Source organism: Candidatus Thiodiazotropha sp. CDECU1 (assembly GCF_963455295.1).
Classification (GTDB): domain Bacteria; phylum Pseudomonadota; class Gammaproteobacteria; order Chromatiales; family Chromatiaceae; genus Thiodiazotropha.
This window is the reverse complement of record NZ_OY734020.1, coordinates 1,272,047-1,288,177: the sequence shown is the minus strand read 5'-3', so window position 1 is coordinate 1,288,177 and position 16,131 is coordinate 1,272,047. Positions and strand designations below refer to the sequence as shown.

At 54.1% G+C, this 16,131-nt stretch carries 15 protein-coding genes; 5 read left to right on the top strand and 10 right to left on the bottom strand.

All coding sequences use genetic code 11. The annotated features are described in order from the left end of the window. The first annotated feature begins 132 nt into the window (after nt 1-132). Both R2K28_RS05905 and R2K28_RS05900 read left to right on the top strand, forming a co-directional pair. Complete coding sequence (locus R2K28_RS05905) at nt 133-1,317, top strand: porin (RefSeq protein ID WP_316368440.1); 1,185 nt, start codon at nt 133-135, stop codon at nt 1,315-1,317. A 292-nt stretch (nt 1,318-1,609) separates the two neighbouring features. Then, nucleotides 1,610-2,044 (top strand): hypothetical protein, encoded by a 435-nt coding sequence (locus tag R2K28_RS05900; protein WP_316368439.1) that lies wholly within the window; start codon nt 1,610-1,612, stop codon nt 2,042-2,044. A 28-nt stretch (nt 2,045-2,072) separates the two neighbouring features. On the opposite strand, the gene R2K28_RS05895 is transcribed toward R2K28_RS05900, so the two are convergent. The 3 genes from R2K28_RS05895 to acuI all read right to left on the bottom strand — a co-directional run bounded on the left by R2K28_RS05895 (nt 2,073) and on the right by acuI (nt 4,574). Then, entirely contained in the window at nt 2,073-2,864 is a 792-nt protein-coding gene (locus R2K28_RS05895; RefSeq protein ID WP_316368438.1) for a DUF2189 domain-containing protein, read from the bottom strand. A gap of 199 nt (nt 2,865-3,063) precedes the next feature. Continuing rightward, nucleotides 3,064-3,525 carry a hypothetical protein gene (locus R2K28_RS05890; RefSeq protein WP_316368436.1) on the bottom strand — a complete coding sequence of 154 codons (462 nt, stop codon included), beginning with the start codon at nt 3,523-3,525 and terminating at the stop codon, nt 3,064-3,066. A 56-nt stretch (nt 3,526-3,581) separates the two neighbouring features. Continuing rightward, nucleotides 3,582-4,574: an acrylyl-CoA reductase (NADPH) gene (gene acuI / locus R2K28_RS05885; protein ID WP_316368435.1), complete on the bottom strand. Its 993-nt coding sequence runs from the start codon at nt 4,572-4,574 to the stop codon at nt 3,582-3,584. 134 nt (nt 4,575-4,708) lie between these two features. Between acuI and R2K28_RS05880 the strand changes: the two genes are divergently transcribed. After that, entirely contained in the window at nt 4,709-5,443 is a 735-nt protein-coding gene (locus tag R2K28_RS05880) for a FadR/GntR family transcriptional regulator (protein ID WP_316368434.1), read from the top strand. A gap of 40 nt (nt 5,444-5,483) precedes the next feature. On the opposite strand, the gene cybH is transcribed toward R2K28_RS05880, so the two are convergent. From cybH to R2K28_RS05845, 7 genes are all read right to left on the bottom strand, one after another. Continuing rightward, nucleotides 5,484-6,167, bottom strand: coding sequence for a Ni/Fe-hydrogenase, b-type cytochrome subunit (gene cybH / locus R2K28_RS05875; RefSeq protein ID WP_316368433.1), 684 nt, complete (start codon nt 6,165-6,167; stop codon nt 5,484-5,486). Nucleotides 6,168-6,211: 44 nt separating this feature from the next. After that, on the bottom strand, nt 6,212-6,409 hold the full coding sequence (locus R2K28_RS05870) for a hypothetical protein (protein WP_316368432.1): 198 nt from the start codon (nt 6,407-6,409) through the stop codon (nt 6,212-6,214). A gap of 56 nt (nt 6,410-6,465) precedes the next feature. Beyond that, entirely contained in the window at nt 6,466-8,262 is a 1,797-nt protein-coding gene (locus R2K28_RS05865) for a nickel-dependent hydrogenase large subunit (RefSeq protein ID WP_316368431.1), read from the bottom strand. Beyond that, complete coding sequence (locus R2K28_RS05860) at nt 8,259-9,338, bottom strand: hydrogenase small subunit (RefSeq protein ID WP_316368430.1); 1,080 nt, start codon at nt 9,336-9,338, stop codon at nt 8,259-8,261. Before R2K28_RS05860 ends, R2K28_RS05865 begins: the two co-directional genes overlap by 4 nt. 249 nt (nt 9,339-9,587) lie before the next feature. Continuing rightward, complete coding sequence (locus R2K28_RS05855; protein WP_316368429.1) at nt 9,588-11,414, bottom strand: adenosylcobalamin-dependent ribonucleoside-diphosphate reductase; 1,827 nt, start codon at nt 11,412-11,414, stop codon at nt 9,588-9,590. A gap of 18 nt (nt 11,415-11,432) precedes the next feature. Then, nucleotides 11,433-12,092, bottom strand: a complete 660-nt coding sequence (locus R2K28_RS05850; RefSeq protein WP_316368428.1) for a protein-L-isoaspartate(D-aspartate) O-methyltransferase — start codon at nt 12,090-12,092, stop codon at nt 11,433-11,435. A 41-nt stretch (nt 12,093-12,133) separates the two neighbouring features. Continuing rightward, nucleotides 12,134-12,637, bottom strand: coding sequence for a BCAM0308 family protein (locus R2K28_RS05845; protein ID WP_316368427.1), 504 nt, complete (start codon nt 12,635-12,637; stop codon nt 12,134-12,136). A 246-nt stretch (nt 12,638-12,883) separates the two neighbouring features. Here R2K28_RS05845 and R2K28_RS05840 point away from each other — a divergent pair, with 246 nt between their 5' ends. Both R2K28_RS05840 and R2K28_RS05835 read left to right on the top strand, forming a co-directional pair. Further along, complete coding sequence (locus R2K28_RS05840; protein ID WP_316368426.1) at nt 12,884-15,310, top strand: Lon protease family protein; 2,427 nt, start codon at nt 12,884-12,886, stop codon at nt 15,308-15,310. Beyond that, nucleotides 15,307-16,101 (top strand): hypothetical protein, encoded by a 795-nt coding sequence (locus tag R2K28_RS05835; protein WP_316368425.1) that lies wholly within the window; start codon nt 15,307-15,309, stop codon nt 16,099-16,101. Before R2K28_RS05840 ends, R2K28_RS05835 begins: the two co-directional genes overlap by 4 nt. Nucleotides 16,102-16,131 lie beyond the last annotated feature (30 nt).

The window sequence follows — 16,131 nt, the reverse complement described above, 5'->3', positions numbered from 1 at the left end:
AGTGATTGCAGATTCGGCCACACAGAGGAGCTGTGTATTTTTTTTGTAACAGAAAGTGATTCAAGTCGTAACGACAGATACGGCCTTCGACGGCCGTCTATATAAAACCCAATGAGAGGAGCCCAACTCGATATGAACAAATCCAAACTCGTATTGGCAATGCTGGGAGGAGTTTGTCTGGCAGGCGCTGGCACTGCCCAGGCGGTCAACTGGCAGGCCGGAGACTGGACTTTAGGCCTAGGCGGCAATATCAACGCCTTTTACACAGTAACATCATGTGACAGCGGTGATTTTAACTCGGGAGGTACCACCCTGGCCGGACTCGCCTGTGGTTCAACGGATGATGACGCACACACTGTATCCAATGGACTGTTGCCTGCGTCACTCAACTTCAGCGCAACAACCAATCAAAACGGCTATGATTTAGGCGCGCACATCAATGTCTATTATGGCTTGACATCACAGGGTGGGAGTGGAAGCGATGCTTTGGCCTTCTCCACGGTCGATGCCCGTCAGGTCTATCTGACGTTCGGTAACGACGACATGGGTACCGTGACCGCAGGTCGTAACTTCGGTCTGTTTGGCCTGGATGCCATCCTCAACGATATCAGCCTGGTCGGCATTGGTCCTACCTTCACCGCCGACAATCCGGGACATACCACCTTGGGTGGACTCGGTTATGGCTATGTCTATGTTGATCGCCTGGCACAGATCAACTGGACCACACCGGATATGGGCGGTTTCTCCGCTACCATCGGTATCTTCAATCCCATGAACGGTAATGCCACCGGCGGTTCCGCCGCAGGCCAGGATTCTCCAGGCTTTCACGGTAAGGCCAGCTATAAATGGGATGGAGACATGAGCGGTATGGTCTCCGCAACCTTCATTAACCAGGACATGGATCTGGGAGGCGATAACGATAGCACCATGAGAGGCTGGGATATTTTCGGCAAGCTTGGTCTTGGTGATTTTGGCCTGGCCGCCTATATCTACGATGGTGAAGGCATGTCAACTCTGGCCCTCGGCGGTCTGGTATTCCCCGGTTTCGATGCCACAACCGGTGATGCAGAAGAGTCCAGTGGTTACTATCTGCAGGGCACCTATAAGATGGGCAACACCAAGTTGGGGCTGCACTGGAGTGAAAGTGAGCAGGAAAAGCTCACCGAGGTTGAGAATACCCGTATCACACTCGGTGTCTATCATAACCTGACTCCCGCCCTGACCTTGATGGCTGAGTATTCCGATATGGAGAGTGAGACCTCTGTTGGGTCTGATGACACCAATGCCTTAAATGTCGGCGCGATAATGTTCTTCTAAAAGGATTCTTTGCTCGTATTACAACAAAAACATTTCTCTGAGTTGATGGGTTAACAGGCCGGGTGACTTACCCCGGCCTTTTCTTTATGATCTATTGGCATAAAGGGTAAGGCTTATGTTGAATCTCAGTATGTCGGCAAAAAAGACTTTTTTAGCGACCTTCGCACTTCTATTTTTTGTACGAGTAGATGCAGCCCTATTGTTCAGTTCCAGTCTGGCTGAAATTTATTCTGTTGCAGCTGAGAACGAATTACGCAATGCTCACCCAGTCTACGGAGTGGATGAACTCTCATTGGCTAAATTGTTTGCCTCGATTCAGATCAAATCGGATGTGGAACAAGCCACCATCTACCTGATGAGCGAACTGAATGCTGAGCGCCTGGCGACAGAGGTCTTATTGTCGTTAAGACGCCTGCGTGCCAGCCAGGACATGCATCTGGTAATCTATCGAAGCGTAGGCGGATCGATATCGAGAAAACGCCACTCCACCGGTATTCGTGTTTTTGTCGATGCATCCGGTCTGAATCTGATCTTCGGCCAATTGGACACCTTCCAAGATGACTTTCGCGGACCGGATAGAAAGATCGCCCCTGCCGGTTCACGCAATACCTCCCGTCTAAAGGGTGGCTCGATCATTGCCGCTGATTGGTTCGAGTTCAAACAGGGCCGATCCGATTGGATGGTATATCCGTTGCCGAAGCAGCCTAAATCCAGGCTTCGCATGTGAACCTAGTGTACATCTCTCCTGACATTTACTAAGTAGATGGCACCAAAGAACGATAGGCATGCCAGCTAGCGTGCCCAATTATAGGTAGGGCAACAATTAAACCAATGTAGTAGGTAATCAGCCCAAGACCAACGATGAGAACGATCAGAAATGCCCACAGCATCATGGGGAGCATATTGTTCAACACGGACTTAATGCTGATCCGGATCGCGGTGAATCCATCGATCTTGCGGTCGATCAATATGGGTACGGTAATGACACTGATCAAGTAGGCGCAAAAGGCAAAGAAAAAACCGACACAAATACTTGCTAAAGAAAAGAGCATGCCTTTTTCTGTGAGAAATACGTTGCTGATAAAGTTGTGTATCGGTGGAGAAATACCCTTATAGAGCAGGGCAAAAAGTATGAAATTAAAGGCTATCCAAAGCTGCGCAATGATCAAAAATCCAACCGTGATCATACTGATCTGGGTATGATTACTCTTCCAAGCTTCCAGTGCGTTACAGGTTTTGAGCGATTCCCCCCTTTCCAGATGCGCGCTCATTTGATAAAGACCGATACCCAGGAATGGGGCAATCAGAAAAAAGGCCGCTACAAGGAAAGGCAAGAGAAACAAGTTGTCTGTTGCAAACAAGGCGAAGGTTAGCAGGCCGCTGATCAGGACAATTCCCAAACCATACATCAGACTATATCGCCCGGCATCCCGCATATCTTTCCAACCCTTCGTTAACCATTCGAAAGGCTCGGTTAGTTTGATTTTATTAACTACGAGATCGGGCCATCTTGTGCTACGTGTATACGCCGTGGTCTCCATCTTCATTCCTCCAAAGAAGGCGCTCAGGCAAATACTCGAAATGAGATCATACGTCGATTACATGCGCTAAGGCCAGGTTGTTGTATTTAATTGTGCTTGGACTGGTTTATGCAAGATTCGTTATTTTAGTCGTTTATCCAGTTTAGCCGTTTATAGAAGAACGTCTACATTTGATTCAGCTACGCTGCCAGGCTTTATCGGGAGCTCAGGACAAAATGTCTGCCAATTCCTGCTCGGAGTAACCCGCCTCATCACCAAAAGCATCTCTCAGGTCCTGGTCTGCCAATGTCCTTGCCGCCTCCTTGGCTTGTCCATGCTCCAGGTGGTGCTCATATCTATCCCGCAGAAAACCGTGCTTTTTCCATGCGGTTTTTTGTGCAACACCGATGCGCGCAGATTGTTGCGATCGGAGTAGCTTGGCAGCCCCTCCTCTACTTTTCAGCTTCTGATTTTGTTTGTCACTCTTGTCGTTTTTACTCTCTGACTTTTTCAGTCGCTTCTGCAAACCCCCTATCTGGTCGTCCCTATTCTTCAGCTCGGTTTTGAGTGCTTTTATTTTATCGGTCAAGGTCTGAATCAGGGTATCGTCTGAACCTGTGGCAGAATATTTCTGTTTCTGTTTTCCTTTTTTGAGCTTTTTCTTCAGCTTTTTGTCTTTTTTTTTCATATCAAGGGACTCCACACTCAGCGTAAATTCGACATCCATGCCTGTTTGCAAGGAGATCAGCTTGGTATCTTCACAACGGTTCGACCCCGCACCTTCCCTTCCAGTATCGCTTGCGCCGCAGCCGGTAACTCTTCGAAGGGGACCTCGACGATCATCTTCTCCAACTGATCCAGATCCAGGTCCGTTGCCAATCTATCCCATGCCTGTTGACGCTTTTCAATGGATGCCATCACAGAATCTATACCATACAGGGTAACACCCCGGAGAATGAATGGCGCCACCGAGGCGGGAAGATCCATCGATTCCGCCAATCCACAGGCAGCGACGGCGCCACCATATCGTATCTGGCTCAGGACGTTCGCCAGGGTGTTTCCCCCGGCCACATCCACGGCCCCGGCCCAACGCTCCTTTGCCAGGGGCCTGACCTTGCCATTGAATTCGCTGCGATCGATCACCTCATGGGCGCCCAGACCGATGAGATAATCCCTTTGCGATGCCCTTCCACTCGAACCCGTCACCTGAAAACCCAGCCGGGAGAGCAGGGAGACAGCCACGCTGCCGACTCCACCTGCAGCGCCGGTTACCAATAGCTCCCCGCTATCAGGCGTCAGGCCATGCTGTTCCAATGCCATTACGCACAACATGGCGGTATAGCCTGCCGTACCCACCGCCATGGCCTGGCGAGCGCTAAACCCCTTAGGCAGTGCAACCAACCAATCGCCCTTCACCCTGGCCATGCCGGCATAACCACCGGAATGCACCTCGCCCACACCAAAACCGTTCAATACAACCCGGTCTCCCTGCTTGAATCGCGGATGATCGGAACTGACGACACTACCCGCAAAATCGATGCCCGGAACCAGGGGAAATCGTCTTACCACTGGCGCCTTGCCGGTCATAGCAAGACCGTCTTTGTAGTTGAGAGTGGAGTATTCCACCTTCACTGTGACATCACCATCCATCAGGTCGTCAGAAGTAATATTAGTTAATTCAGTAGCTTGGCCACTTTCTGTTTTTGAAATCAAGTATGCTGGAAAGGTGTCAGTCATTGATTATTCTCCGATGAAATAGGCGTATAATGCTATTTGTCTGACAAATAGAAGTCAAACCTTATTGTTTAGTGTTAGGATAGTACCCATCCTGAAACAATTCTCCTGTTATATCACCCAATGCGAGCAACTCCGTGCAAGAGCAGGCAATTATAAAAAGCAGTATTTCCAAACAGATTGCTGAGCAGCTGCGTGCCGCCATCGTCTCCGGTCGTTTCAAGTCAGGAGAGCGCCTGCCTACAGAGGACGAGTTGGCCACACGCTATGGCGTCTCTCGCGCTACAGTGCGCGAAGCCCTGAAACGCCTGGCTGCACAAAACCTGGTACGCTCCAAACGCGGACCTGCAGGTGGTAATTTTGTCAATCAGCCCACCCATGCCGAGCTGGCGGAATCACTCAGTGGCGCCGCGACACTGCTGGTCGGCCTTGGCGCTTTGGATATTGATGAGATCATCGAAGCAAGGCGCCTGCTGCAAGGAAGCTGCCTGAAACTGGCCTCGACCAGCGCAACGCTGACACAGATCAAGGAGGTGGAATCCGCCCTGCTACAGCAGAAGAATCTCTCCCTTTCCGATAAGGCCTTTTGTGATGCTGATGTTGCCTTTCATCGGGCACTGGTGGACGCCTCCGGCAACGGCATGGTGCGCTTCGTCATGTACACCATCATTGAAGCATTGGTCCCGATCACCAACATGGTGGTTGCCTATGTAAAGGATCGACGAGAGATCATCGCCTTTCACGAGGCACTTCTGTCCGCATTGAAACAGCGGGATCAACACATGCTTGCAACGGTATTGGATAACCTGCTCGACTATTTGCACGAGCGGTTTTCAGTAGCCAAAGCCCAGCATGAACAGAAGTCACGCTAGTGTGGTCTTGGGAGCAGGTTAGGTATTCAAGGAATCAACTTCATGGTCTGTCATCCTTGAACATACGCCAACCACTGATCATGGTACTGATCAGACTCTGCCGCGAAACGATGTCCTCCCGGATCGCCACATAGACATGGATGATGACGAAAGCGACAATGATCCACATGCCCCAGTGGTGCCACAGGCGTACATCCTGGCTCTGACCCACCAAGGGTATCAACCAACCGAAGAGCTGATCCTGCCAGCTACCCAAGCCCGTCTGCTCGGCATACAGGGAGAAGCCGGTCAGCACCATGGCGATACCGCCCACGGTGATGATGGCGACCATGGTGAGATGGGCCAGGGGATTGTGACCCACATATTTTTTCGGCTCTTTTTCTATAAATGCATACCAGCGCACTTCATGTAGCAACTCTTTCCAGAACGAGAGACGATAGAAGGGCAGTCTAAACAACTCTTTGGCATGTTCGTTACCGACAAAGGCCCAGTAGATCCGGCCGATAAAACCCACGGTGAAGATATAGGCCGCTGCAAAGTGGGCAAAGCGCATGTAACCCATGAGAAAGTGGTCGCTCGCCTCCCCCGGCATGGTGGGAAGTGGATTGGCTATGAAGTAACCGGTTATGGCAAGCACCGTGATTGTCAATGCGTTGACCCAGTGCCATAACCTGACCGGGGCCTCATAGACGTAGACAGCACTGCGTTTGATGGCTGTTTGCATAAGCGTGACTCCTGATCGTCTATCTGAGATGGCGTGGTGGTGGTTCAGCTGCGAGCTGTTCGCTTCAGGATCAGACCCACTGCAACAACACCCAACAATGCCAGCAGGTAGCCATGCTCGGCCAGCAGGTGTTCAACACCCGACACAAAACCCATAGCCCCATGTTCACCCACATGGGCCGATGATTGTCCACTCAAGACCATGCTAGTTATACCGACTAATCCAACTGCAATCTTTTTCATCTCGTATCCTCTGCATATAACTAAAAACTCACAACTCAAAACTCAAAACTCTTAAGCTACCGGACTTTCACCTTCGCCAACTCCCTCCCCTCCTCACTCATCACATGGGTGGAACAGGCGAGACAGGGATCGAAGCTGTGCAGGGTGCGCAGGATCTCCACCGGCTCTTCCGCCCGCGCCACCTTGGTATTCATCAACGAGGCCTCGAAGGCGCCGATATTGCCCTCGCTGTCCCGGGGAGAGCCGTTCCAGGTAGTGGGGACCACGCACTGGTAGTTGTCGATGCGGGTATCCTTGATGCGGATCCAGTGGCCGAGTGCGCCCCTTGGCGCTTCGCTGATACCCACGCCCTTGGCCTCCTTGGGCCAGGTGGCGGGATCCCAGTTGTCCACGTTGGCGGTGTTCTGATCGCCGGCCTTGATGTTGGCCATCAGCTTGTCCATGAAGTAACGCATCTTGTCGCCGGCCCAGTCGGCCTCCAGGGCACGCGCCGCGGTGCGGCCCAGGGTGGAGAAGAGTGCTGTAAGCGGTACGTCGAGGGTCTTGAGCACGAAGTTGATCTGTTCAGTGATCTCCTCATGGCCCTTGGCATAGCCGACCACGTAGCGGGCCAACGGACCGACCTCCATGGCATGACCACGCCAACGCGGGGCCTTGATCCAGGAGTACTTGGCGTTTTCGTCGATCTGCTCGATGTTGGTCTTGCTCCCCTTGGTATTGGGGCCGAGCTGGAAGTTGTCGTCGGTGACGCCATCCCAGGGATGCAGGCCTTTGACACCGTCCGGATAGTTGTACCAGGAGTGAGGCACGAACTCCTGGATCTCCTCAGGATTGCGCAGGTCGACCTCGTGCACCTCTTTCAGGTTGCCGTTGATAATGGCGCCACTGGGCATCATCAGGTTGCCCGGCGAGTAGTCGTTGGCATGGTCAGGAATGTCACCATAAGCCAGCACACTGGTGCCGGAGAGACCGCCGCCATAGAGCCAACCCTTGTAGAACTGCCCCACCGCCAGGATGTCGGGGATATAGACGTTTTTCACGAACTCCCGCGAGGCCTCGATAATCGAGGAGATCTGGTTGAGGGAGACCATGTTCAGAGCCCCCACCGAACCGACACCATCCACGTTGATCGGACATGGCACTCCACCCACCAACCAGTTGGGGTGGGGATCCTTGCCCCCTAGGATGGTGCGGATCTTCATGATCTCCTTCTGGAAATCGAGGGCCTCCAGATAGTGGGTCACTGCCATCAGATCGGCCTCCGGTGGCAGCAGATAGGCCGGACTGGTCCAGTAGCCGTTTTTAAATGGGCCAAGCTGACCGCTCTCGACGAACTTCTTCAAGCGATTCTGAATATCGCGGAAATAGCCGGGAGACGACTTGGGGTGTTTCGGTGAAACCTTCTGCTGCAGTTCCGAGGTCGCTCTCGGATCCGCCTTCAGGGCATTCACTGGATTAACCCAATCCAGGGCGTGCAGATGATAGAAATGGACCAGGTGGTCGTGAATCTGCAGGGTCAGCTGCATGATATTGCGGATCGAGTTGGCGTTCTCCGGAATCTCGATCTTCAATGCATCCTCCACCGCCCTTACCGACGTCAAGGCGTGGGTACCGGTGCAGACACCACAGATGCGTTGGGTGAAGGCCCAGGCGTCCCGCGGATCGCGACCCTTGAGAATCACCTCGAGGCCGCGCCACATGGTACCGGTGGAGACGGCATTGCGGATAATGTTCTCCTCATCCACATTCACCTCGCAGCGCATATGGCCCTCGATGCGGGTAACCGGATCGACGACGACACGCTGTCCGGAATCATCCAGGTTATAGCCGTTTGGAGTGGTCTTGGTACTCATTGATCCTGGTCTCCTTTCTTCTGTGCATTCTTGATGGCGGTGACAGCGGCATGGGCGGCGGCGCTGGCGCCGACGATCCCGGCGGTGGCCAGGCCAACCTTGTCCGCATTCGCCTCAACCCCGAACTGATGGGTGTCGGTGACGTGCTGATAGAAGCTTCCCTTGTCCCAGAAACCATCCTCTGAACAGCCGATACAGCCATGACCCGCCTGGATCGGGAAGGAGAGCCCGCCATTCCAGCGCACGGTCGAACAGGCGTTGTAGGTGGTCGGTCCCTTGCAACCCATTTTGTAGAGGCAGTAGCCCTTCCTTGCGGAATCGTCATCCCAGGCCTCCACAAACTGGCCCGCATCGAAGTGGGGGCGTCGATAACACTTGTCATGGATGCGTTGGCTGTAGAACATCTTGGGCCGGCCCTGGCGATCCAGCTCGGGAAATTTTTCAAAGGTGAGGATATAGGTCACTACAGCCGTCATGACCTCGGCGATAGGCGGGCAGCCGGGTACCTTGATAATCGGCTTGTTGGCCAGGCCGGGCACCTTATGCACGGGCGTTGCACGGGTCGGATTGGGGCGCGCCGCCTGCACACATCCCCATGAGGCGCAGGATCCCCAGGAGATGATCGCCTTGCAGTGCTCGGCCGTCATCTTCAACTGATCGACAAAGGGTTTGCCACCGATGATGCAGTACATACCATCCTCATCCAGGGGCGGATTACCCTCCACTGCGAGGATGTAGTTACCGCTATACTTTTCGATGGTCTCCTCGATGATCGCTTCCGCTTCGTGACCGGCAGCGGCCATGATGGTGTCGTCGTAATCGAGGGATATCATCGACAACACGACATCCTTCGCCAGCGGATGTGCCGAGCGGATGAATGACTCGGAACAACAGGTACACTCCAGACCATGCAGCCAGAGAACCGGGATACGGGGTTTGTTCTCCATCGCCTCCGCGATCCGTGGCACCAGCGCCGGACCAAGCCCGAGTGCAGAGGCCGTTAGGCTGCAGAATTTCAGGAAACTGCGACGTGTGATTCCCTGACGCCGCATCACGTCATAAAAAGTCTCGGTCATTATCCCGTGCCTCCAGGTCGATAAAAGCCGTTTTAAAAGTCGGCTTGATAGCCGTGCTTAATCTCTGGAGTGCAACACTTATGCCATGTAATTAATTCTATATGTTTCAGGCGCTTGAGTTTCCCACAAAAAAATCAGGGAAAGGATTGGCTGGCTGCTCCCAGTTGCTCTTGAGAGGGCAGATGGAAAGTTACTTACCGGTTTGTGGATGGGTAGCTCAAATCCTATGAGGGTAAAAACAGACCGATTCTAGTCGGCTTCGCAGGCGAAGACTGGACAGTGATGAGCGGCCTCGGCAGCGCTAGATAATATCTCCCCGCTGACCGGATTAGGCCTGAAACTCGTACAACCCTTCAGACCCAGGTCATGGGCCTCTATATAGAGTGACTTGAAAGCTTCATAGGGATAGTCCGAAGGGATGTTGATGGTCTTTGAGATGGCGCTGTCCACATAGGGTTGGATCACCCCCTGCATGCGCAGATGATCCCGGGGTGACAATCCACCACTGGCGACAAAGGCGTCGGGCATGGACTCCCCCGGATGCAGGCCTCGCCAAAGTTGCCAGGCATAGTCGGTCAAATCGTACTCCTGGTATTGACCCGAGACCTGCCTGATCCTACGTCGGTGATTGAATGCAAACACCGGTTCGATGCCACTGCTGACATTGTTCGCCAGCAGGCTGATCGTACCGGCTGGCGCTACGGCGGTCAGGTGACTGTTGCGCATACCATGCCTTGCAATACCCTGCTGTATATCATCGGGTAAGGTACGAATGAATGGGCTCTGCAGATAGGCATCCGCTTGGAAATAGGGGAAGGCACCCTTCTCTTTCGCCAACTCAATGGAGGCCCGATATGCGCTATGGCAGATGCTTGCCATTAGCTTCGCCGCCATATCTCTGGCCACCGCTTCTGCATAATGCAGGCCCAGCATGATCAGGGCGTCTGCCAGACCGGTGATACCCAGACCGATCCTTCTTGTACCCTGGGCCTGTTGCTGTTGGGTTTGCAACGGAAAACCTGACAGGTCGATAACATTATCCAGGAATCGGACCGCCTGTGTGACGGTATGCACCACTGCATCCAGATCAATGCTGGCAGATTCATGAAACGGCGCCTTGATGAAGCGGGTCAGATTCACACAACCCAGATTGCAGGCGCCGTAGGCCGGTAGAGGAACCTCGCCACAGGGATTGGTGGTAGTGATCTGCTCACGGTAGGCAAGATTGTTCATCCGGTTGATCGTATCGATGAACAACACCCCCGGCTCGGCATATTCATAGGTTGCCCGCATGAGGCGCTCCCAAAGCTCACGGGCCTTGACAATGCGCACAACTCTGCAGGGCTCGGCGCAATTTGGGTCGCTCCAGGTACGCTCAATGATGTCACCACTACCCAGGCCATTATCTGCCAGTCCCTGGGTCGGAAATATCAGGGGCCACTCGTCGTCCCCATGCACGGCGGCCACAAATTGATCGCTGATCTGCACCGAGAGATTAAAATGGCGCAACTCTCCAGGTTGTCGCTTGGCCTCGATAAAAGCTTCGATATCGGGGTGGTCGCAGCGCAGGCTCGCCATCATCGCACCCCGTCGCGCCCCACTGGAGATCAACGTGTCACACATGGCATCCCAGATGCGCATAACGGAGACTGGCCCAGATGCGATAGCCCCGACACGCCTTGCCGGTGAGCCCTGTGGAAGCAGATTTGAAAAATCATAACCGACACCACCACCCTGCTGCATGGTCAATGCCCCCTCTTTAAGGGCCTGGAAGATAGCCTCTAGGGAATCCTCCACCTGCCCCATCACAAAGCAATTGAAAAGGGTGACATCATGGGCCACACCGGTGCCCGCCAGGATTCGTCCCCCGGGCAGAAAACTGAAATCTTGCAGGATATTCAAAAAACGTCTGCGCCATGCAGCCTGTTGTTGCAGCTCGATACCGGCAACCCCTTGCACCACTCGCTGCCAAGTATCGTCAATGGTATCGTCGACAGGTCTGCCCTGTTGACGGTAACGATACTTGCTGTCCCAGATGAAACGGGCAATCTCCGAATGAAAAGGAGTTTGAAACATACCTGTCAACCCTCACTGCTATGCCTGTCCGCTGCGGGTCAACGGCACGAATGCCACCCCGAGGATCGTCCTTTCACTGACCTCACCCGAGAGGCTCTTCTCCACCAGGATCAGCTGCTGGTAGTCAAAGGGGTGTCCAATCGGAATCACCAGTCGGCCACCCGGTTTCAGCTGATCGATCAGCGGAGGTGGAATCTCCAATGCGGCGGCAGTGACCATGATGGCGTCGTAGGGGGCGTGTTCAGGCCAGCCATGGAAGCCATCGACACAGCGGCAGGAGACATTGTCGTAACCTAGATGCGTCAGTGTCTCAGCGGCACGCATGGCAAGGGTTTCGATGATCTCCACCGTGTATACCCGCTTCGCCACCCTGGAGAGTACGGCGGCCTGGTAGCCGGAACCGGTGCCAACCTCCAACACCACGGCATCGGCTTCAAGCTCGAGAAGATCGGTCATCAAGGCGACGATATAGGGCTGTGAGATGGTCTGTCCGCAACCGATCGGCAGTGGCCCGTTGTCATAGGCAAAGCGGCGCTCGGTTTCCGGCACAAACGCCTCTCTGGGCACATCACGGATCGCATGCATGACCGAATCGCGCAAGGCTGTGCGGCCGATCATGCGCCGGGTATAGGCCACCTCCCGTTCGATATCCCTAACCATCTGAAGCTGATCTGACATCACTGCACTCCAATGGCCAGCTAATGCTGTCTCTGCCTCCTTTAGCGCGACCAGCTGGCGCGCACCTGCCCGGATTCCTCCGGATAGTGAATCTGAAGCTCTCCCTGGTAGGCGTGTTTGACCGCCTCACCGACACCCTTAGGTAGATGAAACTCAGTGAATGTGATCTCCATTTCACCGGTTTCCATGACATTGGTGTCGATGATCCGCTGCAGTGGATGTTGGATTCTCTGCCTCTCTACATGATTGTGAATCAACCGCATTATCTCCTTTCTATGCTGAGTGAAAAAATCGCCACTGAGTTTGAGATAACCGGCCGGCACCCTGTCATGGATACGCTGGCAGGCCGGGCAACGGGTCTCTTTGGCCTCATCCGGCAAGCTCTCCAGCCACTGCCAACGTCCAGCTGTAAAGACCGCGCCACAGATCTGGCAAAGGGTGGGATCTGGCAGTTTTTTTTCATTTCGATAGGCATCCATACTCCGCTCCTTGAGTAGTCTGTCCCTTCTCTTCATTGATGTGGGGGTTGTCTGTCGAGACATCATAGCGACCTCCTGACGAGATGGCGTGAATGATCTCTTTTTCTTCTTGTTCCATCTTAATTGTAGCTTGTGATGAGCAATCAGTGATCAGCGGTGAATATCGCTGCTGAGTTGGAGGTAGAACTGCGCTGAATCATGTTCCCGCTGCAGCATAGGTCTACAATTTTTATAGGGACTGCATATTCAGGCTGGTTACGAGCCATGCCACGCTGACTTGTATCAGTCTGTGTGTCATATAGGAGTCTATTCATGGTTACTCACGCACTGACACCAGAGGTTCTGTGTCGCCATTGTGATCCGTCACAGTTCAGCTTTGACAATACCGATCAACTGGAGGACCTGGAAGGCTTTATCGGCCAGGAACGGGCCACCCAATCACTGCATTTCGGCCTGGGTGTCAAACACAAGGGCTACAACCTCTATGCATTAGGCCCTGCCGGGGCGGGTAAATCGGCCATGGTTAGGAAATTTCTCCAGGCCCAGGCCGCTGATCGACCTATCCCATCCGACTGGTGTTACGTAAACAACTTCAGCGATGCCCGCAAACCTCAGGCGGTCGCCCTACCCGCCGGAAAAGGGGTGACACTCAAACAGGATATGGAGCAACTGGTCATCGGCTTGCAGGAGACTATACCCCTGGTATTCGAAAGCGATGAATACCACACCCGCAGACAAGCCATGGAAGATCGGCTCGAAGAGCGTCAGGAACACGCCATGGTGACGATGCAGAAAAAGGCGGAGGAGAAACATATCGCTCTGATCAACACCCCCACCGGTTTTACCCTCGGCCCAAAACAGGACGACAAGATCCTCGATCCGGAGCAGTTCCAGAAACTCCCGTCAAAGAAGCAGAATGCGATTGAAAAGGACGTTAAAGAGCTGCAGGAGGAGTTGCGCAAAACCCTGCACGCCATCCCGCAGTGGCAAAAAGAGACCCGCGAGGAGATCAGCAAGCTGAATCGGGAGATGACCGCATCGGCGGTACACCACCTGATAGATGAACTACGGGAGAAGTACCGGGATCTTCAGACAGTCACCGCCTATCTGGACCGGGTAGAGGAGGATGTGATCAATAACTATCAGCAGTTCCTCCCCCGTGATGAACGCAAACCCAGCCTGTTCGGCCTCCACCTGAGCCAACAGGAAGAGGGACCACCCTGGCACTACCGCTATCGGGTCAACCTGCTGTTGGCTCACCAGGCCAATGGCGGCGCACCTATCGTTTATGAAGATCTGCCAGGCTACAACAACCTGGTGGGCCGCATCGAGCACCGCGCCCACCTTGGGGCATTGGAGACAGATTTCACCATGATCAGACCCGGCGCCCTGCATCGGGCGAATGGCGGCTATCTGATTCTCGACGCCCTCAAACTGCTGATGCAACCCTTCGCTTGGGAGACCCTGAAGCGGGTTTTACAATCGGCTGAAATCCGTATCGAATCCCTGGCCCAGATCACCAGCCTGATCAGCACCCAATCCCTTGAACCTGAACCTATCCCGCTGGAAGTGAAAGTAGTGCTGCTCGGCGAGCGTCATATCTACTATCTGCTGCAGGCCCTCGATCCGGAGTTTGACGAGCTGTTCAAGGTGGCTGTGGATTTCGATGATGACCTGGTGCGCGACAGTCAGAATGAACACCACTACGGGCAAATGATCGCCTCCCTCGCACGGCAGCATAATCTGCGCCCGCTGGACAGAATCGCGGTGGCACGAGTGATCGACCACAGCATGCGGCTGGCGGATGATAGCGAGCGCCTCAGCAGCCATATGCGCTCCATCACCGACCTGATCCAACAGGCTGACTACTGGGCGGGTGAACATGACCATACCCTGATTGCCGAAGACGATGTGCAGACAGCCATCGAGGCCCAGATCCACCGTGCAGACAGGATCCAGCGGCGTCTGCAGAGTGAGGTTGTAAGAGGCACCCTGATGATCGCAACCACAGGAGAGGTAGTGGGTCAGGTCAACGGCCTCTCGGTCATGCTGCTCGGCGATCAGCGCTTTGGCCACCCCACCCGTATCACCGCACGCGCTCGTCTCGGCAAGGGTCAGGTCGTGGACATCGAGCGTGAAGTGGAACTGGGAGGTCCGATCCACTCTAAAGGGGTCTACATCCTCTCCGGGTTCATCTCAGGGCGGTACGCCCCCGATTACCCGCTCTCACTCTCCGCCAGCCTGGTGTTCGAACAATCCTACGGCCAGGTGGAAGGGGATAGCGCATCATCCGCTGAACTCTATGCCCTGCTCTCGGCCCTCTCTGGCCTACCCATCAAACAGCAGTTTGCGGTTACCGGGTCGGTCAACCAATTGGGTGAAGTGCAAGCCATCGGCGGGGTCAACGAAAAGATCGAGGGTTTTTTCGATATCTGCCGGAGAATGGGATTGAGTGGTGACCAGGGGGTGCTGATCCCGAGCGCGAATGTCAAACACCTGATGCTGCGCGAGGATGTGGTGGAGGCGGTGAAAACGGGAGCATTTGCCATCTATCCCATCAAAACCATCGATGAGGGCATTGCCCTGCTGACCAATACTCCTGCAGGATCGCGGGATGAAAACGGCCTGTTTCCCGAGGATAGCGTCAACGGCCGTGTGGAAGCGAGTCTTATCCGCTTCTCGAAACGTCTGCAGTCACTGGATGAGATGAGCGTCTTGGTCGAAGGAGAGGAGCAGTGAACTCGCCCGGCCGTCGTCGTATTACCGTCGTGTTGCTGGACAAATCCCAGAGTCGGGAGCTGTTGTCGCTGGGAGCTACCATTGCCTCTTTGCTGCAGGTAGAGATAGAAGCCGTATTCGTTGAAGACGATGCCCTATACCGGCTCACCGGCCTCCCCTTTCTGCGCGAACTACGGGTGGATAGCCGCAATGAGGCACGTCTCGATCCTGCCCGCTTAACCCAGGAGTGGCGTGCGATTGCAAAACAAGCCCGCAAAGCCCTGGAGGATTCGGCCAAGCGTGCGGGATTGAGCTGGAGTTTTCGCGTCTGGCGCGGTGAGTACGATAGCGACCTGAAACAACTGGCGAGCGACTCCGAGTTGCTGTTGATGGGAAGTCAGGGTATCCATGCCGCACGCCGCTTCTCCATCCACTCCAGACAAACCACCCCGGTATCTCAGCCATTGAAGTTGGGGGTTATTCTCGATACGGGCATATCCAGGCAAAAGCTTTTGAAAACGATCACCGAACTTTTGCAGAAACCCGAGATCAGGTTGATCCTGTTTCTATTTCCGGATGAAGACCCATCCTGGGAACAAGCCCTGCAGAGTTACCTCACTGAACATGACCCTGATAATCACATCACAGTCGTACCTCTCACAGACAGCAAGCCCGCAACCCTGGCTACCCAGCTAAAGAGAGCCGCATGCGATTTACTCATGATCAGTGAGCACAGTTCACTGCTACAGGGACCTACCATCAGGCGGTTACTCGAGGGTCTGCCCTATCCCACAGTGTTGGTGCGCCAATAGCGGATGGATAGATCAAACTATGTACGAGAC

Coding starts and splice junctions, on each gene's coding strand:
- cybH (WP_316368433.1), bottom strand. CDS start 6,167: ATGCAAACAGCCATCAAACGCAGTGCTGTCTACGTCTATGAGGCCCCG.
- R2K28_RS05895 (WP_316368438.1), bottom strand. CDS start 2,864: ATGAAGATGGAGACCACGGCGTATACACGTAGCACAAGATGGCCCGAT.
- R2K28_RS05850 (WP_316368428.1), bottom strand. CDS start 12,092: ATGTCAGATCAGCTTCAGATGGTTAGGGATATCGAACGGGAGGTGGCC.
- R2K28_RS05860 (WP_316368430.1), bottom strand. CDS start 9,338: ATGACCGAGACTTTTTATGACGTGATGCGGCGTCAGGGAATCACACGT.
- R2K28_RS05890 (WP_316368436.1), bottom strand. CDS start 3,525: ATGAAAAAAAAAGACAAAAAGCTGAAGAAAAAGCTCAAAAAAGGAAAA.
- R2K28_RS05870 (WP_316368432.1), bottom strand. CDS start 6,409: ATGAAAAAGATTGCAGTTGGATTAGTCGGTATAACTAGCATGGTCTTG.
- R2K28_RS05905 (WP_316368440.1), top strand. CDS start 133: ATGAACAAATCCAAACTCGTATTGGCAATGCTGGGAGGAGTTTGTCTG.
- acuI (WP_316368435.1), bottom strand. CDS start 4,574: ATGACTGACACCTTTCCAGCATACTTGATTTCAAAAACAGAAAGTGGC.
- R2K28_RS05865 (WP_316368431.1), bottom strand. CDS start 8,262: ATGAGTACCAAGACCACTCCAAACGGCTATAACCTGGATGATTCCGGA.
- R2K28_RS05845 (WP_316368427.1), bottom strand. CDS start 12,637: ATGATGTCTCGACAGACAACCCCCACATCAATGAAGAGAAGGGACAGA.
- R2K28_RS05840 (WP_316368426.1), top strand. CDS start 12,884: ATGGTTACTCACGCACTGACACCAGAGGTTCTGTGTCGCCATTGTGAT.
- R2K28_RS05855 (WP_316368429.1), bottom strand. CDS start 11,414: ATGTTTCAAACTCCTTTTCATTCGGAGATTGCCCGTTTCATCTGGGAC.